This window comes from Proteus alimentorum (assembly GCF_002607735.1).
Classification (GTDB): Bacteria; Pseudomonadota; Gammaproteobacteria; order Enterobacterales; family Enterobacteriaceae; genus Proteus; species Proteus alimentorum.
Genome location: NZ_NBVR01000039.1, coordinates 1 through 24207 on the forward strand (window position 1 = coordinate 1; position 24207 = coordinate 24207).

The 24207-nt window shown below is 39.0% G+C and carries 25 protein-coding genes; 9 read left to right on the plus strand and 16 right to left on the minus strand.

Annotated elements, in window-relative coordinates:
* From B6258_RS15090 to B6258_RS15125, 8 genes are all read right to left on the minus strand, one after another.
* Positions 1–150 (minus strand): GTP-binding protein (locus tag B6258_RS15090; RefSeq protein WP_235514998.1); only part of this gene is annotated, 150 nt, incomplete at its 3' end.
* 67 nt (positions 151–217) lie between these two features.
* On the minus strand, positions 218–2332 hold the full coding sequence (fusA, locus tag B6258_RS15095; RefSeq protein WP_099075942.1) for an elongation factor G: 2115 nt from the start codon (positions 2330–2332) through the stop codon (positions 218–220).
* A gap of 78 nt (positions 2333–2410) precedes the next feature.
* Positions 2411–2881 (minus strand): 30S ribosomal protein S7, encoded by a 471-nt coding sequence (gene rpsG / locus B6258_RS15100; RefSeq protein ID WP_004246897.1) that lies wholly within the window; start codon positions 2879–2881, stop codon positions 2411–2413.
* A gap of 99 nt (positions 2882–2980) precedes the next feature.
* Positions 2981–3355 (minus strand): 30S ribosomal protein S12, encoded by a 375-nt coding sequence (gene rpsL, locus B6258_RS15105; RefSeq protein WP_004236497.1) that lies wholly within the window; start codon positions 3353–3355, stop codon positions 2981–2983.
* Between the two features lie 127 nt (positions 3356–3482).
* Positions 3483–3776, minus strand: a complete 294-nt coding sequence (gene tusB / locus B6258_RS15110) for a sulfurtransferase complex subunit TusB (protein WP_099075943.1) — start codon at positions 3774–3776, stop codon at positions 3483–3485.
* Between the two features lie 31 nt (positions 3777–3807).
* Positions 3808–4176 carry a sulfurtransferase complex subunit TusC gene (gene tusC / locus B6258_RS15115; RefSeq protein ID WP_099075944.1) on the minus strand — a complete coding sequence of 123 codons (369 nt, stop codon included), beginning with the start codon at positions 4174–4176 and terminating at the stop codon, positions 3808–3810.
* Positions 4176–4571: a sulfurtransferase complex subunit TusD gene (gene tusD, locus B6258_RS15120; protein ID WP_099075945.1), complete on the minus strand. Its 396-nt coding sequence runs from the start codon at positions 4569–4571 to the stop codon at positions 4176–4178. Before tusD ends, tusC begins: the two co-directional genes overlap by 1 nt.
* A gap of 9 nt (positions 4572–4580) precedes the next feature.
* Complete coding sequence (locus B6258_RS15125) at positions 4581–5285, minus strand: helix-turn-helix transcriptional regulator (protein WP_023583301.1); 705 nt, start codon at positions 5283–5285, stop codon at positions 4581–4583.
* 343 nt (positions 5286–5628) lie between these two features.
* Here B6258_RS15125 and B6258_RS18105 point away from each other — a divergent pair, with 343 nt between their 5' ends.
* Together B6258_RS18105 and B6258_RS15130 are read left to right on the plus strand one after the other, a co-directional pair.
* Positions 5629–5787, plus strand: a complete 159-nt coding sequence (locus B6258_RS18105; protein ID WP_164996184.1) for a hypothetical protein — start codon at positions 5629–5631, stop codon at positions 5785–5787.
* Between the two features lie 113 nt (positions 5788–5900).
* Positions 5901–6782 carry a DMT family transporter gene (locus B6258_RS15130; RefSeq protein WP_099075946.1) on the plus strand — a complete coding sequence of 294 codons (882 nt, stop codon included), beginning with the start codon at positions 5901–5903 and terminating at the stop codon, positions 6780–6782.
* A gap of 93 nt (positions 6783–6875) precedes the next feature.
* Here B6258_RS15130 and fkpA read toward each other — a convergent pair whose 3' ends face one another.
* The gene (fkpA, locus tag B6258_RS15135) at positions 6876–7625 is read right to left on the minus strand and encodes an FKBP-type peptidyl-prolyl cis-trans isomerase (protein WP_099075947.1); all 750 of its coding nucleotides are present in this window, start codon (positions 7623–7625) and stop codon (positions 6876–6878) included.
* A 334-nt stretch (positions 7626–7959) separates the two neighbouring features.
* On the opposite strand from fkpA, the gene B6258_RS15140 reads away from it, so the two are divergent.
* Positions 7960–8178 (plus strand): SlyX family protein, encoded by a 219-nt coding sequence (locus B6258_RS15140; RefSeq protein WP_023583298.1) that lies wholly within the window; start codon positions 7960–7962, stop codon positions 8176–8178.
* A gap of 80 nt (positions 8179–8258) precedes the next feature.
* On the opposite strand, the gene slyD is transcribed toward B6258_RS15140, so the two are convergent.
* The 4 genes from slyD to kefG all read right to left on the minus strand — a co-directional run bounded on the left by slyD (position 8259) and on the right by kefG (position 11620).
* A complete protein-coding gene (slyD, locus tag B6258_RS15145; RefSeq protein WP_099075948.1) occupies positions 8259–8909 on the minus strand; it encodes a peptidylprolyl isomerase in 651 nt (216 codons plus the stop codon).
* Positions 8910–8998: 89 nt separating this feature from the next.
* Entirely contained in the window at positions 8999–9202 is a 204-nt protein-coding gene (locus tag B6258_RS15150; protein WP_036914399.1) for a YheV family putative zinc ribbon protein, read from the minus strand.
* Between the two features lie 13 nt (positions 9203–9215).
* The gene (gene kefB / locus B6258_RS15155) at positions 9216–11069 is read right to left on the minus strand and encodes a glutathione-regulated potassium-efflux system protein KefB (RefSeq protein WP_099075949.1); all 1854 of its coding nucleotides are present in this window, start codon (positions 11067–11069) and stop codon (positions 9216–9218) included.
* Entirely contained in the window at positions 11069–11620 is a 552-nt protein-coding gene (gene kefG, locus B6258_RS15160; RefSeq protein ID WP_099075950.1) for a glutathione-regulated potassium-efflux system ancillary protein KefG, read from the minus strand. The genes kefB and kefG overlap by 1 nt, the downstream gene beginning before the upstream one ends.
* A gap of 121 nt (positions 11621–11741) precedes the next feature.
* Here kefG and B6258_RS15165 point away from each other — a divergent pair, with 121 nt between their 5' ends.
* The 3 genes from B6258_RS15165 (at position 11742) to B6258_RS15175 (ending at position 17978) form a co-directional block, all read left to right on the plus strand.
* Entirely contained in the window at positions 11742–13676 is a 1935-nt protein-coding gene (locus B6258_RS15165) for an ABC transporter ATP-binding protein (protein WP_099075951.1), read from the plus strand.
* A gap of 331 nt (positions 13677–14007) precedes the next feature.
* On the plus strand, positions 14008–15696 hold the full coding sequence (locus tag B6258_RS15170) for a methyl-accepting chemotaxis protein (RefSeq protein WP_099075952.1): 1689 nt from the start codon (positions 14008–14010) through the stop codon (positions 15694–15696).
* Positions 15697–16235: 539 nt separating this feature from the next.
* Positions 16236–17978: a methyl-accepting chemotaxis protein gene (locus tag B6258_RS15175; RefSeq protein WP_099075953.1), complete on the plus strand. Its 1743-nt coding sequence runs from the start codon at positions 16236–16238 to the stop codon at positions 17976–17978.
* A gap of 99 nt (positions 17979–18077) precedes the next feature.
* Here the strand turns inward: B6258_RS15175 and B6258_RS15180 are convergent, their stop codons facing one another.
* From B6258_RS15180 to B6258_RS15190, 3 genes are all read right to left on the minus strand, one after another.
* Entirely contained in the window at positions 18078–19622 is a 1545-nt protein-coding gene (locus B6258_RS15180; protein ID WP_099075954.1) for a methyl-accepting chemotaxis protein, read from the minus strand.
* Between the two features lie 149 nt (positions 19623–19771).
* Complete coding sequence (locus B6258_RS15185; RefSeq protein WP_099075955.1) at positions 19772–20632, minus strand: SIS domain-containing protein; 861 nt, start codon at positions 20630–20632, stop codon at positions 19772–19774.
* 720 nt (positions 20633–21352) lie between these two features.
* Entirely contained in the window at positions 21353–21955 is a 603-nt protein-coding gene (locus B6258_RS15190) for a LysE family translocator (RefSeq protein ID WP_099075956.1), read from the minus strand.
* A 99-nt stretch (positions 21956–22054) separates the two neighbouring features.
* Here B6258_RS15190 and B6258_RS15195 point away from each other — a divergent pair, with 99 nt between their 5' ends.
* The 3 genes from B6258_RS15195 (at position 22055) to B6258_RS15205 (ending at position 24188) form a co-directional block, all read left to right on the plus strand.
* Complete coding sequence (locus tag B6258_RS15195) at positions 22055–23035, plus strand: hydrolase (protein WP_099075957.1); 981 nt, start codon at positions 22055–22057, stop codon at positions 23033–23035.
* On the plus strand, positions 23032–23253 hold the full coding sequence (locus B6258_RS15200) for a YheU family protein (RefSeq protein WP_023583288.1): 222 nt from the start codon (positions 23032–23034) through the stop codon (positions 23251–23253). Before B6258_RS15195 ends, B6258_RS15200 begins: the two co-directional genes overlap by 4 nt.
* Positions 23254–23318: 65 nt before the next feature.
* On the plus strand, positions 23319–24188 hold the full coding sequence (locus tag B6258_RS15205) for a phosphoribulokinase (protein WP_088494371.1): 870 nt from the start codon (positions 23319–23321) through the stop codon (positions 24186–24188).
* Positions 24189–24207 lie beyond the last annotated feature (19 nt).

The following is a 24207-nucleotide window of genomic DNA, read 5'->3' on the forward strand; positions in this document are numbered from 1 at the left end:
GATTTGATCGAATGCACGAGCAGAACCACCGTAAGTTTTAGCTAAAACTGTAGTGATTGCAGCAGTCAGAGTTGTTTTACCATGGTCAACGTGGCCGATAGTACCAACGTTAACGTGCGGTTTGGAACGTTCAAATTTTTCTTTAGACACGACTATATTCCTTAATATCGCTCCCTCAAGTAGAGGGAGCGTAAACTAAATTGAACTCGAAAGGATCTTATTTCGCTTTACGAGCTTCGATAATAGCCTGAGCGACGTTGCTAGGCGCTTCGTTGTACTTCAAGAACTCCATAGAGTAAGAAGCACGACCCTGAGTTTGTGAACGCAGGTCAGTTGCATAACCGAACATTTCAGCCAGTGGTACTTGAGCACGGATGATCTTACCGGTAGGCAGATCGTCCATACCTTCAACCATACCACGACGACGGTTTAAGTCACCGATAACGTCGCCCATGTAATCTTCTGGCGTTTCAATCTCAACTTTCATGACTGGCTCAAGCAGAATTGGCTTAGCCTTCATGAAGCCGTCTTTAAATGCCATTGATGCGGCAATTTTAAACGCGATTTCTGAGGAGTCAACATCATGGTAAGAACCGTAATGTAAACGAGCCTGAATATCCACAACAGGGTAACCTGCTAATGGACCAGATTTCAGCTGTTCTTGAATACCTTTATCAACAGCTGGGATGAATTCTTTAGGAATTACACCACCAACGATATCGTTGATAAATACGTAGTTCTCTTCACCACCTGCTGGTAATGGAGACAGGTCGATAACAACATGACCGTACTGACCACGACCACCAGATTGTTTCGCGTGCTTACCTTCGATATCAGTGACTGTATCACGAATAGTTTCACGGTAAGCAACCTGTGGTTTACCTACGTTCGCTTCAACTTTAAATTCACGACGCATACGGTCAACTAACACGTCTAAGTGCAGTTCACCCATACCAGCAATGATAGTCTGACCAGTTTCTTCGTCGCTTGATACGCGGAAAGATGGATCTTCTTGAGCCAGACGGTTCAGAGCGATACCCATTTTTTCTTGGTCAGCTTTAGTCTTAGGTTCGATAGCAACAGAGATTACTGGCTCTGGGAATTCCATACGTTCTAAGATGATTGGTGCATCAATCGCACACAGAGTATCACCCGTAGTTACGTCTTTCAGACCGATAGCAGCAGCGATGTCGCCCGCACGAACTTCTTTAATTTCTTCACGCTTGTTAGCATGCATCTGAACAATACGGCCAAAACGTTCTTTTTTGTCTTTAACCGGGTTCAGAACTGTGTCACCTGAGTTAATCACACCAGAGTACACACGGAAGAATGTTAAGTTACCAACAAATGGGTCAGTTGCGATTTTGAATGCCAGAGATGAGAATGGCTCTTCGTCGCTTGAATGACGTTCTGCTGGAGTATCTTTACCGTCTGGTAAGATACCATTGATTGCAGGTACATCTGTTGGTGCTGGCAGGTATTCAATTACCGCATCCAGCATTGCCTGAACACCTTTGTTCTTAAATGCAGAACCACAGGTAACCAGGATAATTTCGTTATCTAGAACGCGTTTACGCAGAGCAGCTTTGATTTCTGCTTCTGTCAGTTCTTCACCGCCCAGATATTTGTCCATCAGTTCTTCTGATGCTTCCGCAGCAGATTCAACCAGGTTGTTGTGCCATTCTTCAGCTAAATCTTGTAGATCTGCTGGAATGTCTTCGTATTCGAAAGTAACACCTTGGTCTTCTTCATTCCAACGGATTGCTTTCATTTTAACTAAGTCAACAACACCGGTGAAATCTTCTTCAGCGCCTACTGGAATTTGCAGTGGAACTGGGTTTGCTGCCAGACGTGTTTTGATTTGTTCAACAACACGCAGGAAGTTTGCACCCATACGGTCCATTTTATTAACGAACGCGATACGTGGTACATGATATTTGTTAGCCTGGCGCCATACTGTTTCTGACTGAGGCTGAACACCACCAACTGCACAGTAAACCATAACCGCGCCATCAAGAACACGCATAGAACGTTCTACTTCGATTGTGAAGTCAACGTGTCCTGGGGTGTCGATGATGTTTACACGGTGAGGCTCAAACTGTTTAGCCATACCAGACCAGAATGCAGTAGTTGCTGCGGATGTGATAGTAATACCACGTTCCTGCTCCTGCTCCATCCAGTCCATTGTTGCTGAACCTTCGTGAGTTTCACCAATTTTATGGTTTACACCGGTATAAAACAGAATACGTTCACTTGTAGTGGTTTTACCGGCATCGATGTGCGCACTGATACCGATATTACGGTAGCGTGCTATGGGGGTTTGACGAGCCATTTTTTCCTCTCTCGTGGGCGTTCAATTCAGGTAAAGGACAGCAGAGCTGTCCTGAAAAGAGTTGCGATACTCCGTGGATTACCAACGGTAGTGTGCGAACGCCTTGTTTGCATCTGCCATACGGTGAACGTCTTCACGTTTCTTAACAGCAGCGCCTTTGTTTTCAGCCGCATCAGATAATTCATTTGCCAGGCGAAGAGCCATGGATTTATCACCGCGTTTACGAGCAGCTTCAACAATCCAACGCATTGCTAATGCATTACGACGAACTGGGCGTACTTCAACTGGAACTTGGTAAGTTGAACCACCAACACGGCGGGATTTAACTTCCACAGTAGGACGTACGTTATCTAATGCGATTTCGAACGCTTCCAGTTCAGTTTTGCCTGAACGCTGAGCCAGGGTCTCAAGCGCATTATATACAATAGATTCTGCAGTAGATTTTTTACCGTCTACCATCAGAATGTTTACAAATTTAGCCAGCAGTTCTGATCCGAACTTAGGATCTGGCAGAATTTTACGTTGACCAATTACACGACGACGTGGCATGGAAATACTCCGTTTAAAATTCAGGGTTGTCCAAAACTCAATGAGTTTATTTTGACATTATTGGTGAAAAAATGTTTGGCCTTACTTAACGGAGAACCATTAAGCCTTTGGCTTCTTCACACCGTACTTAGAACGAGCTTGTTTACGGTCTTTAACACCAGAACAGTCCAGCGCGCCGCGAACAGTGTGGTAACGCACACCTGGTAAGTCTTTAACACGACCACCACGGATTAAGATTACGGAGTGCTCCTGCAAGTTGTGGCCTTCACCACCAATGTAGGAAGAAACTTCGAAACCGTTAGTCAAACGCACACGGCATACTTTACGCAGTGCTGAGTTTGGTTTTTTTGGAGTGGTAGTATATACACGAGTACATACGCCACGTTTTTGCGGGCAAGCTTCCAGAGCTGGAACGTTGCTTTTAACAACTTTCGAGCTACGAGATTTGCGTACCAGCTGATTAATAGTTGCCATTTAAAAAAAGCTCCTGGTTTTTGCTTCGTAAACACGGATTTGAACTCTGTCTTGTCAACAAGACAAAACATGAGGACGCAGAATTTTATTGCTGACGGGCTCATGTGTCAAGAATTATACAGCAATTCTACGCTCCCCAATGAATTTGTTGGGTGTGTTTTACCGTTAAATCGACAAAATCACCATAATTGATGAGTTTAATATGATGAGATACTTGATCTTTTAAGCCTCTTGCCAAAACATCATCAATTAATGCGTAAACTGAAATTTGCTGTTGAAGACAATATTTTAATAAAGGATTGTCATCAAGGACTGCCAGTACACCATCTTGTATTAACAAAACATCATCTTCTTTTGTCAATAAAGATAAAAAAGCCTCTAAATCACTTTGATAAATAGAGACAGAGTAAGTATACAACATAACCGTTCAACCTTCCTGACTAACTTCTGTATTAAAAGCGTAATACCACATCATATTCACTCAATTTTTGAGCAATATCTTGTTGGGATATCACCTGTGCATCCAATACAAAAGCAGTTTGAGAGGATAATCCACGATGAGCCATGTCTTTCTGTGATATATAGACGTTTGTCACATCATACAAGGGTAGTACTTTAAATGTTGCCGCATGGTGACGTGACAGCACCCCTTCAGGCTGTTGATTTTCAACGAGTTGAAACACACCATCAGAAATAAAAAAAACGCCAATATCTTCTGTTAATGCAGAAGTTGCGAGTAAAGCATCTAAACCTTCTCGCCCTGCACTATTACCATGAGGTGCTTGAGTAAAAAGGAATGCGGTCGAATTCATTTTCTTCATTAAAATTGCACCACTCGGGAACAGGTCAACATCGCTTGAGCCAGTGAGCCCAAACCACTTAGCTCAAATTCAGGTGCCATGTTATAGCTATCCATTTCCTGCTCTTTGGCCTGCTGTTCATCGATAATGCCTCTACGCAATGCAGCGGCAACACAAACATGCAAGGGAATTTGATGTTTTTTCGCCAATGTCACCCACGCTTTAGGAAGATCAAACTCATCATTTGCAGGCGATACCAATTTATTGGCGTTCACAACACCTTCCCGATAAAAGAAAATTTGTGTAATTTGATGCCCTTTTTCAAGAAGGGCATTTGCGAATAAATAGGCACTTGAAGCTTGTTCAGTTCCGTAATGAGGCCCTGTAACCACTAAACAATATGTCAAGGAACTCATAATGTTGCCTTATTCCCCATTTTTAAACTGGCGAATATAGAGATACACCGTATGTTTTGAGATATTTAAGCGGTCTGCAACCTGATTAATGGCATCTTTAATATCAAAAATACCTTTCTCATAAAGGCTTAACACGACTTGTTTATTCTTGGCATTATTTGCGACTTCACGATCATTATTTACTTCTTCAATCGTGAACTCTAATGTTTGCGCCACTAAATCATCAACAGATGAGGCAAAGTTAACATCAGATGCAACTTCATGTGTTTCTTCAGGAATAAAGGTTTTAATTATTTCAGAGAATGGAACATCAAGGTTCATATTAATACACAATAAACCAATGACACGACGTTCACGATTACGAATGGCAATCGTGATTGACTTCATCAATGCACCACTTTTCGCTCTAGTAAAGTAAGCCTTTGAAAAACTTGAATCTTCATCTGTGATATCATGTAACATTTGTAATGCCAAATCGGTAATTGGAGAACCAATCTTACGACCAGTGTGTTCTCCATTTGCGATTTTAACCGCTGAACATTTCAAATCTTCCAGAGAGTGCAATACGATTTCGCAATGATTGCCGATGAGCATTGCCAGACCATCCACGGCAGCTTCATAGGACTTTAGTATTTCGTGATCAGTTTGAGTAAAAGGTCGGCTATCTAGTTTTTCAAACTCGCTGCTGTCACCATTAAATAACGGGCTAGACATTTGATTATATAATCCTTAAAGGCTTTAATTATGATAATGACTTGAGGTTCTATTTTTTATAACGATTCGTCATTGCGGATCAATTCAATATTAAAAAAATTTAAATATAAAAACAGAATTAAGAACGATTCTGACGTTAGATCGCCAGAAGATCTACGTCAAGTGACTTAGAATAAGAGCTTTGTGATAGGTCACAGCTTTTTTCATTTTTCTTTATATTTTGTACTCATCCCCACCGTTTATTTTTGAAACTTTCCTTTTTAGGCCCGGGTAGGATAAAGATTGACACTATTGAATAGATTACCTATATTCCAAATTATTATTTTAACGAGTGATTAATCCTATGAATATACTGATGATATGCCAATCTCAGCGAACTTCATCAACAATAGGATTAATTTCTGTTGCTTCTATACCTATTGAAATTCTCTCTTCACCACCTCCGCCTGTGAAAGTGGTTGTAGTCAATACAACGGTTGTTGTTGCAACTCACGTTGCTTGATTGATTTGCTTAGCTTAAGAACAGACTTAACCAACATCTATATCTTATCAATTAGCTAATAATCACTAAAAATAATCAAGCTCTCTTATTGCTTATTTTACAGGTATGTCATCATGTACTTACGTCAATATTGGGCAAAATTCGGCCCAACGACATTATTCGTTTTATTGTGGAGCAGTGGCGCTATCTTTTCTCGTTGGGGTTTAGATAATGGTAGCTCATTTGCTATTTTAACTTGGCGTTTTATTATCGCTTTAGCATTTCTCTCTTTTTTGTGTATTCAGCGCCATCGCTTTTTGCCACCCAAAGGAAGTCGTTTAAAAACGGCATGGGTCGGCTTACTTATTATTGGTGGTTATTCCATTTGTTATCTTTTAGCACTCGCTAATAGCATTACACCGGGAATGTTAGCCACAATTATGGGTGTTCAGCCGATCATTACACTATGGATAATTGAACGTAATTTTACAGCGACACGACTATTAGGGCTTTTAATCGCTTTGGCTGGATTAGTGTTAGTGGTTGCCCAAAGTTTATTTAATACAGCCTTCTCATTAACAGGAATGATTTATGCATTAGTTGCACTACTTTGTATGAGTTTTGGTGCAATCTCACAGAAAAAACTGCAATTAGCGCCAATGGATGCCCTACCGCTACAATATGTTGTTAGCCTTGTGTTGTGCTTGTTATTTGTGCCATTCCAGCCTTTTCATGCTTCATTCGATATTGGCTTTATCATTCCTGTACTTTGGCTTGCCGTGATCATTTCTGTTGTTGCTCAATTGCTACTCTACCGTTTACTCACAACAGGTAATTTAGTTAACGTCACTAGCTTATTTTATTTAGTTCCTGGCGTGACAGCATTAATGGATTACATCTTCTTAGGTAATAAAATGTCTTGGCTGAGTTTAGCTGGGATGGGGGCAATCATTGTAGGCTTGCTGTTTGTTTTTAAAAAACCCAAAGCCATTATTGTAGAAGAGACAGTAGACTAACACGATGCGTTAATAAATGATGAGTGATACATTAGAAATAAAAATGCTGACATGAATGTCAGCATTTTTTAGTGATATTTAGAAATAAGTGAATTACTTATCGCTTTCAACACTCAGTAATTCAACTTCAAAAACTAATGTTGAGTTAGCGGGAATACCACTTGTTGCACGTTGTCCGTAGCCTAATTCTGGTGGAATAACTAACTTGATTTTACCGCCTTCTTTGATGTACTTCATACCTTCAGTCCAACCAGGAATAACGCTTTTCAAGCTAATTGTCAGAGGTTCGTTACGATCATAAGAGCTATCAAATTGTTTACCATCGATCAGCATGCCTTTGTAGTTTACGGTAACACGATCAGCATCTGTTGGTGTTTTACCTTTACCCGGATTTTCAACTAAATACAGTAAACCTGACTTAGTTTTTACTACACCTTTTTCCGCAGCAAACTCTGTACGGAATTTATCACCCGCAGTTTTGTTCTCTGTTGCTTCTTTTTCCATTTTTGCTGTTGCAGCAGTACGGACTTGATCTTCAAAAGCCGCTAACGTTAATTCAATTTCAGAGTCTGATAATTTTGATTTACTATTAAATGCATCCTGAACACCGGCCAGCAGTTGTTTAGAATCTAAAGTAATACCAATATTTTTTTGTTCTTGTAATGCAGCTTCCATATAGCGACCCATCGACGCACCTAACGCATAGGCATTTTGCTCATTTTGAGTTTTAAATGCACTATTTAGTGTTGGCACTTTAGCTGCTTCTTCAGCGAATGCATGAGGTGCACTGAATGCGAAAGCTAAACTGGTTGCCAGCAACGTCGTTTTTAATAAAGATTTCATCCCATTCTCCAGTATATGTTAGTGAGTCGCTACGTTTTACAAACGATCATCATCGATCTTAGCAAAATCGTTTTGCATCACTTCTTGCTGTCATTGCGGTATAGATCTCATCCGCGGGTAGCGATTTTATATGAATTTAAAAAATTTGCCGACACTCTTAACAGTTAATGTTAGGATTTTTGTCAGCACAGAGTGCTATCACATTAGCAAAATAGTCTTTTATCTCAAACCAGATTTATGTCTTCCTGTGTATATATCAGTAAATAAGATTAAATTTCGCGATTTTGTTAATCATATTCGTCGTAATAGGACATTTTAAAGGAGGAAAAACACAATGGATATTAAGGAAGTAGAGCGATTGCTCATTCAATTAGAAAGCAAAGTTGCTTTCCAAGATGCGACTATTGAAGAATTAAATCAGGTGGTCACACAGCAGCAAATTGAAATCAGCCGCTTTAAAGAAGCCTTAAAAATTGTTTCTGAACGCCTAAAAAATTCTCAAACCTCAATACTTGCTAGGCCTGAGGATGAAACGCCGCCACCTCACTATTAAATCGTTGTTCGCTGTTAATATCAAAATTGAAAACAAAAAAGGAGCGCTTAAACGCTCCTTTTGATCTTTTCAAAGAAAGATTAGTGCTGGCAACCACAACCGCCATTACCGTGGCCGTGACCACCATGACCATGGCCGCCACCACCGCAGCATCCACCTTCTTCACCGTGTGAATGACCATGACCATGACCATGACCATGACCACCGCCACAGCAACCGCCTTCTTCACCGTGACCGTGGCCACCACAACATTCGTGCTCTTCTTCTTCACCATGTACGTGACCGTGAGCTAATTCTTCTTCTGTCGCTTCACGAATTGCAACGATTTCAACATGAAACTTCAGGTTTTGACCTGCTAACATGTGGTTACCATCAACGATAACTTCGTCACCTTCAATACCAGTGATTTCTACTGGTACGGGGCCTTGATCGGTATCAGCAAGAAAACGCATACCAACTTCTAACTCATCAACACCCACAAAAACATCTTTTGGTACGCGTTGAACTAAGTTTTCGTCGTATTGACCATATGCATCATCAGAAGCGACTTCTACGTCGAATTTTTCACCGACTTCGCGACCTGTTAATGCATTTTCTAAACCACTGATTAAAGAACCACGGCCATGCAGATAGTCTAACGGTGCGCTCACCGTGGACTCATCAACTAAAACACCGTCTTCTGATCTTACTTGATAAGCCAGACTAACTACCAAGTCGTTTGCTACTTTCATGACATCTCCTACATACCCGTGGGCAAAATTTTCCCGATTGTAACGAAAAATAAATCTTCTGTATCGGGTTATATCAAAAAAACCTACAATTATTGTGGTGTAAAGATCCCAATGACTTGTTCATTTTCACGAACAAGCGAGTTAACTTCACCCTCTGTTTGCCGTTGCTGATGGCCACATTTCGCACATTCCACAATATCCACTTTATCTTCACGCCACATTTTGAGTGTATCTTGAGCTTGGCAGTGTGGACACACGGCTCCTGCGATAAAGCGTTTACGGGTTGCAGACATGGGGTCAGTTCTCCTATTTATCAATAGATTTTTTTTCTTTATGTATTTGAGGAATATCTTCTGTTAAAGATTCATCCCAAATATCAGGCTGATGGTGTTCTTGACGAATTTCTTCACTAAAGAGCTCCTCAAGTTCCCGTCTCGCTTCTTTGACTCGTGAAACGTTAGAGACTTCTTCAGGAGATTCATCCACCAGCTTTTTCAATAAGTTCATATCTAGACGACGAAAATGCTGTTGTGCTCGATAAGCTTGATGAGGATGCATGCCTAGTTCAATTAACGTTTTACGTCCTAATTCTAAGGCGCTAGAAAATGTTTCACGACTAAAATCGGTCACACCCGCCTTGAGCAACTCATGAGCTTCAACACGCCCTCTTGCCCTTGCAATAATATGCAAGTTAGGAAAATGATGTTGGCAAAGATGAACAATTTCCATCGTAGCTTCGGGTTCATTACTAGTGATAACAATGGTTTTAGCATGCTCAGCACCAGCAGCGCGCAATAGATTGAGATCGGTTGCATCACCGTAATAAACTTTATAGCCATATTTTCGCATGGTGCTTATGCTGCCGACATCATGCTCTAATACCGTGACGTTAATCTTGTTTGCCATTAACAAACGCCCGACAACCTGCCCCATTCGCCCAAATCCGACAAGAATGACCTCTGGGTGGTTATTTTCAACAAAGGGCTGTTCATCTGTTTTAGCCTCATTATAACGACGCGATAACACTGCGTCTGTCATTTGCATCACAAGTGGCGTTGTCATCATTGAAAGCGTGACAACCACCAGCAATAATGCCATTTGCTGACTGTCTAATACGCCCATTACCATAGATGTCGAGAAAACAACAAACGCAAACTCCCCGCCTTGGCTTAATACGGCTGAGAATTGTAAACGTGTAGAAAAACGCAATCTGGCTAGCCAAGCAATACTATAAAGTATCAATGCTTTCACAATAACCAGAACTAATACGCCCAATAATACTTGTGGAAGATAACGCCATAAAATACCGATATCTAAAGACATACCGACAGAGATAAAAAAGAGTCCTAAAAGTAAACCTTTAAAAGGTTCAATGGAGATCTCTAATTCATGTCGATATTCTGAATCTGCCAATAACACTCCTGCAATAAAGGTTCCCATTGCCATTGAAAAACCGAGGGTTTCCATAAAAATAGCCGCACCTAATACAACAAGTAGTGCAGCAGCAGTAAAAACTTCCCTTACTCCAGATTTCACAACTAAGCGTAAAAGTGGACGTAATAAATAACGACCACAAATCAGCAGCCCAGCAAAAGCAGCCACTTTCACGCCAATGCGATACCAATCACTGCTTGCCGTTTCTCCAGCTAACAAAGGAATAACGGCAAGGATAGGAATAACCGCCATATCTTGGAAAAGTAAAACGGCAAAACCTAATTGCCCCCCTTCATTGTGGTTCATCCCTTTCTCGTTCATCAGTTGCAATGCCATCGCCGTGGAAGACATCGCAATACCTAATCCACCAATAACGGCTGCCTGCCATGAGAAAGAAGTAAAAACAAGAATGAGCCCTGAAAAAATAGAAGCGGTTAATACCACCTGCATTGAACCAACACCAAAAATAGCACGTCTCAATTCCCATAACTTGGCTGGATTTAATTCCAAACCAATAAGGAACATTAAAAAGACCACACCTAATTCAGCAAAATGTAAGATGTTATCGACATCTTTAAACAGCCCTAATCCCCAAGGTCCAATGGCAATACCAGCAATCAAATAACCGAGTACTGCACCAATTTTAAGACGTTGTGCAATAGGTACCATCACCACGGCAGCACACAGGAAAAAGAGCACAGCCTTAATCATCCAATTATCTTCCATTAAGCTTGCTCCCCTTCAAGTGGCGCACTTAACCAATGGCGATAAGCTTCACTGATATGCGTCAACGCTGTTTTAGATTGTTGTCTTGCTGAATACACAATCATTGGTGATAACCAGCGCATACCACACATTTCTGCCATTAATTCAAAGGGACGTAATAATTCTGTGAGTGTGTAGTGATTCTTCCCATTACGTTGATAAGCCTGCTCAGGCTCTCCCGTTGTAATAACACAACGAAATGATTTACCTTTTAATTGCGCGCTACCTGCTTTGTTCGCGAATGGACGTGTTAACACTCTGTCTTGCCACTCTTTTAATAACGCAGGGCAACTATATGTTTGCAATGGAAATTGAAAAACGATCACTTGATGCTTACACAACAAGGATTGTTCATGGTGTATATCAATAAAGAAATCAGGATAAGTAGCATATAAATCATGGATAGTTATATTCTCTAAATCCCTTACCGCGTTTAATAACGCTTTATTGGCAATTGATTGGCGCGGCTCGGGATGAACATACACCAGCAATACATTTGATGCGTTTAACATCATTCCTCCTTACAAAACGTGTCAGAAACTGTTTTTTCCGTTACCATGCACGCATTGTGACCAACTGTTACGAACAACTTACTCTATATATTAATTTACATACTCTTAATAGACGATATTTATGATTGTTTTTTCTTCTTTGCAAATTCGCCGTGGTGTCAGAGTGTTACTGGACAATGCCAGTGCAACCATTAATCCAGGGCAAAAAATTGGTCTAGTCGGTAAAAATGGCTGTGGCAAAACCACATTACTTTCTTTATTGAAAGGTGAACTTCAAGCTGAAGCAGGCAATGTCACCTATCCTAGTACATGGTCAATGGCATGGGTTAACCAAGAAACTCCCGCACTTGATGTACCTGCTATTGATTATGTTATTGATGGCGATAGAGAATATCGCCAGTTAGAACAACAATTACAAAAGGCTAACGAGATAAACGATGGTCACGCTATTGCACTGATACACGGGCAATTAGATGCAATTAATGCATGGACAATACAATCTCGTGCAGCGACCTTACTGAATGGTTTAGGTTTTAGCCAACAACAGCTTAGTGAACCTGTAAAATCATTTTCAGGTGGCTGGAGAATGCGTTTAAACTTAGCACAAGCGCTGATTTGTCGATCAGATTTACTGCTACTTGATGAGCCCACCAACCACTTAGATTTAGATGCCGTTATTTGGCTAGAAAAATGGCTAAAAAGCTACACTGGCACGCTTATTTTAATTTCCCATGACCGTGATTTTCTTGATCCTATCGTGGATAAAATCTTGCATATTGAGCAAGAAAAAATCTTTGAATATTCAGGTAACTACTCTTCGTTTGAAATGCAACGTGCAACCAAACTCGCACAACAACAAGCTTTGTTTGAAAATCAACAAGCCAAAATTGCACACTTACAGAGTTTTATAGATAGATTTAAAGCAAAAGCGACAAAAGCAAAACAGGCTCAAAGCCGTGTAAAAATGCTTGAACGAATGGAACGAGTTGCTCCTGCACATTCAGATAACCCATTCCAGTTTAGTTTCCGCCAACCTGAAAGCTTACCTAATCCACTTTTATCAATGGAGAAAGTCAGCGCAGGTTATGGTGAAAAAGTTATTCTTAATGACATCAAACTCAATTTAGTTCCCGGCTCACGTATTGGATTATTAGGACGCAATGGTGCAGGTAAATCGACACTGATCAAATTACTTGCAGGAGAAATTCAACCATTACAAGGGAAGTTGGCTCTTTCTAAAGGTATTAAACTGGGTTATTTTGCCCAGCATCAATTAGAATTTTTACGCGCTGATGAGTCGGCACTACAGCATTTAACTCGTTTAGCCCCCAAAGAAACTGAACAAAAATTACGTGATTACTTGGGTGGTTTCGGCTTTCATGGCGATAAAGTCACTGATGCTTGTGGTCAATTTTCTGGAGGTGAAAAGGCTCGTTTAGTCTTATCACTTTTAGTTTGGCAACGACCTAACTTGCTATTAATGGATGAACCAACAAACCACCTTGATTTAGATATGCGCCAAGCATTAACCCAAGCTTTAATTAGCTTTGAAGGGGCAATTGTTGTTGTATCCCATGATAGGCATTTATTACGCTCTACCACGGACGATCTCTATCTTGTACACGATGGCCAAGTTGAGCCATTTGATGGCGATCTAGATGATTACCAACAATGGTTAGTTGATCAAAATCGCCAAGAAACTCAGGCAAACAAGAGCCAACAAGATAACGACAATACCACGACAACCGCCAATTTAAGTGCTCAAGATAAAAAAGAGCAAAAACGCAAAGAAGCTGAGTTTAGGCAACAAACCCAGCCTCTACGCAAGAAACTCACAACATTAGAAAGCAAGATGGATAAATTAAGCCAAGAGCTTAGTGATATCGAAACCGCGCTTTCTGATAGTGGTATTTATGATACTAGCCGTAAAAATGAGCTTTCTGATTGCTTAAGCCGACAAGGTGTTGCGAAATCCGCACTGGAAGAAGTGGAAATGGAGTGGATGGAGTTACAAGAAACACTGGAAGAAATGACAAACGCATTTGAAGCCCAGTAATACAGCGCCATTCATTAAAAAAGGGACTATTTAAAGTGAAATAGTTCCTTTATTTTTGCCTTTCAATTCATTCTAAAAATTTATACAATTCATTTCACTTACAGTATTTATATCATTTTACAATAGCACGATTTACACAAAACATAATCTCACCCTATCTAGTAATAACCCAATAAAAATAACCATCTAACGTTTATTTTCTACCTATTTATATTAAGTAAGGGAAATAAATTCTTTCACTCTAAAGTTTTTAACATTCCAGCCGAATTAATCATTCTGCTAAGTGGACCTCCCACTTACCAATGAAAAGGCAAAGCTAATAGGTAGGGTTATGTTAAAACGAATTAAAATCTCTCAAGGTTTAATGTGTGTCTTGACTCTGTTTTGTATTATTCAGATCATTTCTGGAGTACAAAGCATTCTCGATGCCTACCAGACTCAAAATACTCTTAAAAAAATTTCATACAGTTTCGATCAACTACGCACCATGGATAATACCTATGCGGAGTTGAATACATTACGTACTGATGTTATTGCGCAAGCATTTAGTTATATTTCAAATCCTCAAGCAGAGGATGAAAACATCACCACATTTATGCAAACCATGCCTGCACGTAAAGCGCAAGTTGATGCATTGATGAATGAGTATGTTGAACTATCCGCACAAACAGGTTTCGATCAGCAACGTATGGCACAGATCAAACAGCTCTATCAAAAGAGCCGAGCTGATCTTGATTTACTGGTGCAGTATTTAAGTGAACGTAACACTAACGCTGTTCGTTTAATTTTAAAAAGCCCAGCAAACACTAACTTCACAAATTCATTGTATGAAGCCACAGACTTTATTACCGATGAAGTTGTTAATCCTTCGGTGATTGAAGCAGAAAATAATTACCACAGCATGTTGTGGATAGCATCGCTCTTTATGGGTATCTTCCTCATCTTTACCACTTTAGTTCTTATTTGGATCCGCAAATACATTATTGTGCGCATTAACCAAATGATCATCTATCAAGAAGCAATTGCTAAAGGTGATTTAGTCAGTCGCATTGATAGTGATGTTTCAGGTAAGACTGAAATCGATCAGCTCATGCTCGGCTTACAACAAATGCGTGCTCAATTAAAAGAGATGGTAAGTTCTATTCGAAATACTAGTGCAACGATTTACACTGGCGTACAAGAGATTGCTGCAGGTAATAATGACTTATCGAGCCGGACTGAAGAGCAAGCCAGCGCATTAGAAGAAACAGCATCCAGTATGGAGCAGATGACCGCAACGATTCGTAATAACACGGAAAGCGCTCGTGAAGTAACAGAGCTCGTTATGAGTACTGCTGATATTGCCGTTCAAGGTGGTGAGCATAGTAATAAGATGGTGATGACAATGACCGACATTGCCGATCGCTCACAAAAAATTGGTGAAATCACTGCGGTTATTGATGATATTGCCTTCCAAACCAATATCTTAGCTCTTAACGCTGCCGTTGAAGCGGCCAGAGCGGGCGAACAAGGTCGTGGTTTCTCTGTGGTGGCAAGTGAAGTTCGCAATTTAGCACAGCGTAGTGCAGAAGCAGCAAAAGAGATCAAAGAACTTATTGAATCAACAATATTACGTGTTAGACAAGGTAATGACCTCGTCGAACAAGTGAGTTTATCAATGGGTGAGATTGTTACATCTGTTAATCATGTCTCGGGGTCGATGAAAGAAATTTTATCTGCATCAGAAGAGCAAACGCGTGGTATTGCACAAATCAGCCTTGCTGTTAATGAGATGGATAAAGCAACCCAGCAAAATGCGGCGATGGTTGAACAATCAACAGCGGCTTCTGCCACATTGAGTGAACAAGCAAGTATGTTGGATACGATTGTGAATACATTTAAAGTTGAGCATGAAAAAGTCACACCCGTTAACGCTAAGTTGCCTACATTTTCAGCTAAATCACAAGACACGGGGACACTGAAAACACCAACAATCAAAACCCATAATCATGAAACAGACGATAATTGGGAAAGCTTTTAATGATATCTCTCACACAGCATTGTGTGAGAGAGCTGTGTAGAAAATAGTCCAAAACATATAACAAAACCTCTACCTACCCTACTCCCAGTCATTTTTCTGGGAGTATTTCAGATCTCTCCGCACATAAACACAAAAATAGATCGTTTTTCATACGAAAAAAAATGAATTTTTTAAGAAATATTAGGAATGTTTATGAAATAGATAATTTTATTTTACTTATCATAAGATAAAAAGATAAATAAAAATAAAATACTGCTTATTATCGTTTTAATATTCAACAAAACATTATTAATATTTATATTTTAATAATTAACACAAAAAACAAGTAAGATAATATACTTATAGACTATTCTATTAATCATTAGAAAATTTTAGCCATTAGCTGGCAATTAAAGCTAAAAAAAGAAATATAAGTCGTCTTTACTATTCAATAGAGTAGAAAAGGTAAAGTTTTTAAATATTAAGCCGAATAAGTTTAATTGATAAATAGTTATCGCTCCTTGCTGTGTGTCCTATAAACCAATTAAATAGGTAAGGCTATGCTGAAACGAATAAAAATATCTAATGGCTTAATGTTTATCTTAATACTGTTTTGCGCCATTCAACTTTTTTCTGGTGCAATGAGTATCCGTGATGCGAGTTTAACAAATAAGCGGATCTCACAATTAGCGAATGGCTTTGAACAGATAAAAACGATGGATTATGGTTATGCTGAGTTAAATAAATTACGTGAAGATATGCTAAATGTTATGTTTGAAGCTCATCTCACACCTGATATTGCAGAAAATAAAATCTCTGATTTTCTTTCCTCTTATCCAAAGAGAAAACAAGAAGTTACTCGTATTATTACCGCATACTTCACTGCTACTGAAGAGGCAAATTTTGATCCCGAAAAAATAGAGAATATGAAAAAGCTCTTTAAGCGCGTAATTTACGATCTTGACCAACTTGTCTCATGTTTAGAGATCCGTGATTACTACGGTTTTCAATCTCTTTATGCTCATAATACCAATGAACGCTTCACTCAATCCCTTTATGAAGCAACAGATTATCTCAGCGATAATGTTGTTACTCACGCAGTAAAAGCGGCTCAAGGTAATTATGAACGTACCTTAGTTTTAACTTTTGTCTTTATGCTTGTTTTTATTCTTTTCACTGTCCTTGTTGTAATTTGGATACGTCGAAATATTGTTTTACGTATCAATCAAATTGTCGATTATATGTCGGAAATTTCACAAGGAAACTTATTAGAAAATAAAAATGTCACAGCAAAAGGAAATAATGAAATCGACCAATTAATTACAGGCATTCAATATATGCGTACCGAACTGTCATTAATTGTGAATGCGATCCGAGGGACAAGTCATCATATTTATACTGGTGTCCAAGAGTTATCCGCAGGGAATACCGATCTCTCTTGTCGCACTGAAGAACAAGCGAGTGCATTAGAGGAAACGGCATCAAGTATGGAACAACTCACAGCAACAGTGAGAAACAATACAGAAAGTGCTCGTGAAGTTTCACACCTGATCAGTCAAACCTCCAATATTGCCAGCAAAGGGGGGGATGTCACCAATAGAATGGTGAAAACAATGACTGACATTGCCGACAGTTCACAAAAAATTGGTGAAATCACTGCCGTTATCAATAGCATCGCCTTCCAAACCAATATTCTCTCGTTAAATGCTGCGGTTGAAGCCGCTCGAGCGGGTGAACAAGGTCGAGGTTTCTCAGTCGTTGCGACCGAAGTTAGAGCATTGGCGCAACGCAGTGCTGAGGCCGCAAAGGAAATTAAAGAATTAATTGATGCCTCTATTAGCCGTGTTCGCCATGGTAATGATCTTGTTGAACAAGTTAGCATTTCTATGGGCGAAATACTGACATCTGTAAAACATGTTGAAGATTCAATGACGGAAATTTTATCTGCGTCAGAAGAGCAAACTCGAGGTATTACTCAAGTCTCTCTTGCTGTCACTGAAATGGATAAAGCAACACAGCAAAATGCGACTATGGTTGAACAATCTTCCGCTGTTGCCAGTTTATTGACTGAAGAAGCTGGTAACCTTGAACAAATCGTTGAGCAGTTTAAAACAGCTGAAAGTGAACAGTTCAATAAAAAGGCTCAACATAAGGTCATAGAAAAACAGTTCTCATCTGAAAAATCACTACATACAAAAGATGAAAAGCTAAAGAATACCGTCAAAGCAGAAGCCAAAGAGAAAAAATCGACAAAAGAAACGACAGTAAACGATGGTGAAGATGATGATTGGACAAGCTTTTAAGTCATTGATTTGATCATAATAAAAATGTGATTTAAATAAACACAAAGACACCTATTTTTAGTAGGTGTCTTTTTCTTTTACTTCTTAAATAATGATAAATTAATGAAATACATTGATTGCACTAACTAAGTAGTTAGTTTGTACTTTCATTTCACCTGAAATCATTGAGGCTTTCGAAACATAATTCGCATTTTCATGCGTAATCGATTCCAATTTTTCGACAGCACGACCAAGCTCTTTTAAACCCGCACTCTGCTCTGATGATGCAAGACTGATTTCACCAATTAAATCGGTCACATTTTTAACATGCACCACAATATCTTCCATTGTTCCGACTGTTTCATTGACTTGCTTTGAACCGACTTTGATATTACCACTCGAAGCATTGATCAATGTTTTGATCTCTTTAGCCGCTTCTGCACTGCGCTGTGCTAATTCTCTAACTTCGGTCGCAACGACTGAGAAACCTCGACCTTGTTCACCCGCTCTAGCGGCTTCGACGGAGGCATTAAGTGCCAAGATATTCGTTTGGAAAGCAATGCTATCAATCACACCAATGATATTACTAATGCGATCAGAGCTTTTCGCAATATCATTCATTGTGTTAACGATATTATCCATTGCATTACCTCCTTTTATCGCTGCTTCACAAGTGATATTAGAAAGATTGTTTGCCTGCCCTGCCGTTTCACTATTACTGCTTACCGCCGTTGTTAATTCATTCATCGTTGAAGCGGTTGCTTCAACATTACTGGCGGTTTGCTCTGTTCTCACATACAGATCGCGATTGCCTGCGGCTAATTGATCACAAGAGATATCTACTTGATGAATTTGATGACTCACATCACTGACTAACCAGCGGAACATACGTCCTAATTGATTAACGGAACGCTGTGTCATACCCACTTCATCAATGCGATTTATATATGTAACGTTATGTTCATCGCCAGTTGCAACTCGATTCGCTTGCTCATTAAGTCGTCTAATTGGCTTAACAATTTGAAAATACAGAATACGTTCATTTGCCATCAGTAATACCAGCAAAATCGCGATATGAATAAAAAGAGTATAACCCGATAAACCGGCAAACCATGCACTTAACAACATAAAAGGTAAGGGTAAGAGGATAAAAAGACGGAGTCGTTTTTTTAATGAGATTGTTTGATTCCATGAGCGCCAACGTTGCCATCCTTTATAAACAAAAGCACCTTTTAAAAACGTGTGAGAAGGATACTTACCTTGATTAAATGCGTCATAAAGTACGGAGGCTTGTGCTATTTCCTCTTTTGTTGCCGCAGTCCTTACTGACATAAAACTTTGAATTTTACCCTGACGTATAATAGGAGTGACATTCGCTCTTACCCAATAATGATCCCCATTTTTACGCCGATTCTTCACGATCCCAGTCCAAACCTCGCCTTGCTTTAAGGTTTTCCACATATCCTTAAAGACTTCTGAAGGTATATCTGGATGTCGGACAATATTGTGGGGTTGCCCCACAAGTTCTTCCACTGAAAAACCACTGGCTTCGACAAAGTCCTCGTTGGCATAAATAATATTACCATCAAGATCTGTCGTCGACATCAGTGTTGCGTTTTCAGATACCGGGTATTCTCGCTGTGTCACCGGTTGATTGTTACGCATTAGTTACTCTCCTCGACATTGAAATTAAAACATCTCAACAAAAAAAGACTGCCTAAATAACTATCGTTTCGGCTGTTAGGAGAATAACTTTAGCAATAAGTGTAAATACCTACATTTAAATATTAGTTTTTTGAATCAGTTCAAAATTTTTAATTATCCAAGCTATTAATTAATGCCTGTGAACTTAGCACTAATGTCTTCGCACACTCATCACGTTTCTTTAATAATGCCATAAAAATAAGGTCGGTGATCGTATTCTGTGCTGTACGTGAAGAAATTGAAGCACTTCGCCACTCACCTTCATCCGCAATTGTTTCTAATATATAATCAGAAATTCTTCCTAATGGAGAGTGTTTTTCTCCAGTAATAGCAATGATTTTTGCTCCCTGTTTTTTAGCCACCGAGGCCGCAACTAACATATCTTTTCTTTTGCCACTATAAGAAATAACTATCTGTAAATCCTTTGAACTTAACATTTGAGCAACAGATATCTGAACATGATGATCTGTTTCAATCAGTGTTGTGATCCCAATTTTTTGCAATTTATAACTTAAATCTCTCGCCACTAACCCAGATCCACCAATACCTATAATTTGAACACGTTGAGCTTCATCAATAAGCTGGATCACTTTTTCAAAATGAAGATAATTAATTTGGCGAGTCGTATCACTAATAGAGTTATTTTTTTCTTGCGCCAGTTTTTGTGCAATAACCACTAGGCTATCATCAGAGCCTATTTGATTATGTAATATGCTACCATTTTGCCCAGCACCCGCATTTTTTCGACCGAGCTCTTCACTTATTGCGAGTTTTAGAGACGGAAAACCTTTAAACCCCATCTTTTGGCTAAATTTAACAATGGCTGACTGACTGACCCCCATAATGACCGCTAATTGCTGTGATGAAAGCGTCACCGTTTTTTCTGGGTTATCTAAAATATAGTCTGCTATCTTACGCTGATTTGTAGCCATACCAGGCTTGATCCACGCAATCTTCGTTAATGTTGGCATAATGACAATATCCACTTTGAGTACAATATAGTTATATATGGAATAATTTTGATAAAACGTTTAATACCTAAAGTAATTAGGTTTTTAGAATAAAATCAATTAGAAACAAAACATGAGATACAATAAATCATAAAAAAAGTAATATTATTATCGAAATACTTGTTCTTATAATAACGTTATATTGACTCTTTTTATTCAATCTCTCACACATTAACCTCTATATTTTATAATACTTAATTTAATTTTTTCCAATTTTAAATAATATTTTATTCTTCTTGGTCAATAACACGATATAAATTGAATATATTTATATTCAGTAAAATTGCGTTTTTAAACATAGTCATTAACTAAATAACCATATAAAACACATTTTAAAAACATTAACACAGTAAAAAACCTTTAATTACAAACAGTAAGCGGGAATAAATAATTCCTTAATGGGAGAATTATTTTTAATGATATAAAAATAGGTTAAATGACATAATTAAATAAAAAGACTGATATTAAAGAGAGTAAAAACCTGAAACCAATAAGCCTTCTATATGATGATACTGTAACATACATAATAGAGATGACAGATGATCGCAACTCTCTCTTTTGATAGATTAATTCTCTTTTTTTGATACGCATTTAGAAAGATCATTTCAACCAAACTTAAAAAACGATTATTTGAATTGCAATGATTAACTTACCCATTGATTTATCACTATTTATTAATCATTAAAACCAAATCAATGGAACACAAAGCGCTGTTAATATCCCCATTGAAATATTAAAAACAAACCAAGAGCGTCTGCTTTGTAAAAATAGGCTAATTAATGTTCCGCCTAATATCCAAACAATGCCAGCAACGAAATTAACAATGACCATAACAAAACTAATAGCAATAACAGAGCTAAAATAAGCATCACCTGATAAACTAAAGCTCCCTACTGCACCTAACCCCATCATCCATGCTTTTGGATTTAGAAATTGTAATAATCCCCCCTGAAACCAGCTTACTGCTTGGGGTGTTTTTGCTGGAATATCTAAACGCTGATAAGATGATGTTGCTGTTTTCCATGCAAGCCAAAGCAAATACGCACTCCCGACTATCTTCAATCCGATATGCAGTGCAGGATAAATTATCAATAATGCGGCAACGCCAAATGCAGAGCTTAATAAAACGCATTGCATACCTAGCATAATGCCAGCCATTAGCTTTAACGAGCCTTTAAAGCCTACATTCGCCCCTGATGAAGTAAGCAATAAGTTGTTTGGTCCTGGTGTTATCGCGGCAATAAACAGGAAAATAGTTAAAGAAAAAATAAGACTAATTGTCATGGTGTGTGCTCAAAGATGTGACAGACGTTTTATTTTCACCGAAAATAGCAGTATGTTATTTAGCAAACAAGTGTTAATTCATTTTGATAGACGGAAAATATGTCTCAATACTTTAATCCAATGCGTTGGGCTAAAAATCCACATTTACAAACGCTCTTACCCAGAATTGTACGTAGGACGCCACAACTTACGCCACATTGGCAACGACTCAATCTTCCAGACAACGATTTTGTTGATTTAGCGTGGAGTGAAGATCCGACAACAGCACTCAATAAACCACGCTTAGTCATCTTTCATGGCTTAGAAGGTGGATTTAGTAGCCCTTATGCTCACGGCATGTTAGCCGCAGCAAAAGAGCGGGGCTGGCTAAGCGTTGTAATGCACTTTAGAGGATGTAGTGGTGAACCCAATAGACAAAACCGTATTTATCACTCAGGTGAAACGGAAGATGCTCGCTACTTCTTAAATTGGTTGAAAAAAGAATTTGGTGAGCAACCAACAGCCGCTGTTGGCTATTCTCTTGGTGGAAATATGCTTGCCTATTATCTCGCAGAAAGTGGTGAAAATGCGGTTGTAGATGCTGCCGTTATTGTCTCTGCACCATTAATGCTAGAACCCTGCTCAACAAAAATTGAACATGGTTTTTCTCGTTTTTATCAATGGTATCTGTTAAAAGAGCTCAAAAATAACGCGACACGCAAGCTTATTCGTTATCCAGAGTCCTTACCGATCAGCTTATTGACGATAAAATCCATCAAAAAACTACGCCAATTTGACGATCTTATCACCTCTAAAATTCACGGATTTAAAGATGCGTTAGATTATTATCGCCAATGCAGTGCGTTGCCTTTATTAAATAAAATAAAGAAAACTACACTTATCATTCATGCTAAAGATGACCCATTTATGTCTGCGGATGTTATTCCTGATGTTAAAACACTCCCCAATAACATTGAATATCAACTTACAGAATTTGGCGGACATGTGGGTTTTGTTGGTGGAAAACTCTCTAAACCAGTGATGTGGCTAGAAAGCCGTATTCCGGATTGGTTAACAACCTATTTGGAGAAAACAAAATGATAATACCTTGGAACGAGCTTTCAACTGAAACACTAGACAATCTCATTGAAAGTTTCGTTTTACGAGAAGGCACTGATTATGGTATCCAAGAGAAAACGCTTGAACAAAAAGTCGCCGACGTAAAAAAACAACTTAAATCTGGCGAGGCTGTGTTAGTTTGGTCTGAACTTCATGAGAGCGTCAATATTATGCCTGCATCGCAGTTTCGCTCTGGTTAGTTATTCAAAGCAAGCGATGTATCGCCATCAATAAGGGCCAACCTTATTTAGCAAAAGGATAACCTATGTCAATCAAGCATCCTATCATCGCAGTGACTGGCTCAAGTGGTGCCGGAACAACCACAACAAGCCAAGCTTTTCGTAAAATATTCCAACAACTCAATGCAAATGCCGCATTGATTGATGGAGATAGTTTCCATCGCTATACCCGCCCTGAAATGGATATGGCGATAAGAAAAGCCAGAGAACAAGGTAGACATATCAGTTATTTTGGCCCTGAAGCAAATGATTTTAGTTTACTGAGTAAGACCTTAAGTCAATATAGTGATACAGGACAAGGTCAATCTCGCAAGTATCTACACTCTTATGATGAAGCAACACCTTATAACCAATTACCAGGAACATTTACCCCTTGGGAACCACTCGCCAATAATACTGACGTTCTCTTTTATGAAGGATTACACGGCGGCGTTGTTACCAACGAACACGATGTAGCTCAACATGTTGATTTATTGGTCGGTGTTGTTCCTATCGTAAACTTAGAGTGGATACAAAAGCTTATTCGAGACACCACAGAAAGAGGGCACTCACAAGAGGCGGTAAGAGATTCCGTTGTACGCTCAATGGATGATTATATTAGCTACATTATTCCTCAATTCTCACGTACTCACATTAACTTCCAACGAGTCCCGACGGTTGATACTTCAAATCCTTTTTCTGCCAAAGCCATTCCCACTCTCGATGAAAGTTTTATTGTTATTCGTTTTCGAGGCTTAACCGATATTGATTTTCCCTATTTGCTTGCGATGTTGCATGGCTCATTTATGTCAACAATAAACACGATTGTTGTACCGGGCGGGAAATTAGGACTAGCGATGGAATTAATTATGGCGCCATTAGTCAAAAAATTATTAAATGGCGAAAAGATAAGTTAACCAAAATAAAATTTATCTC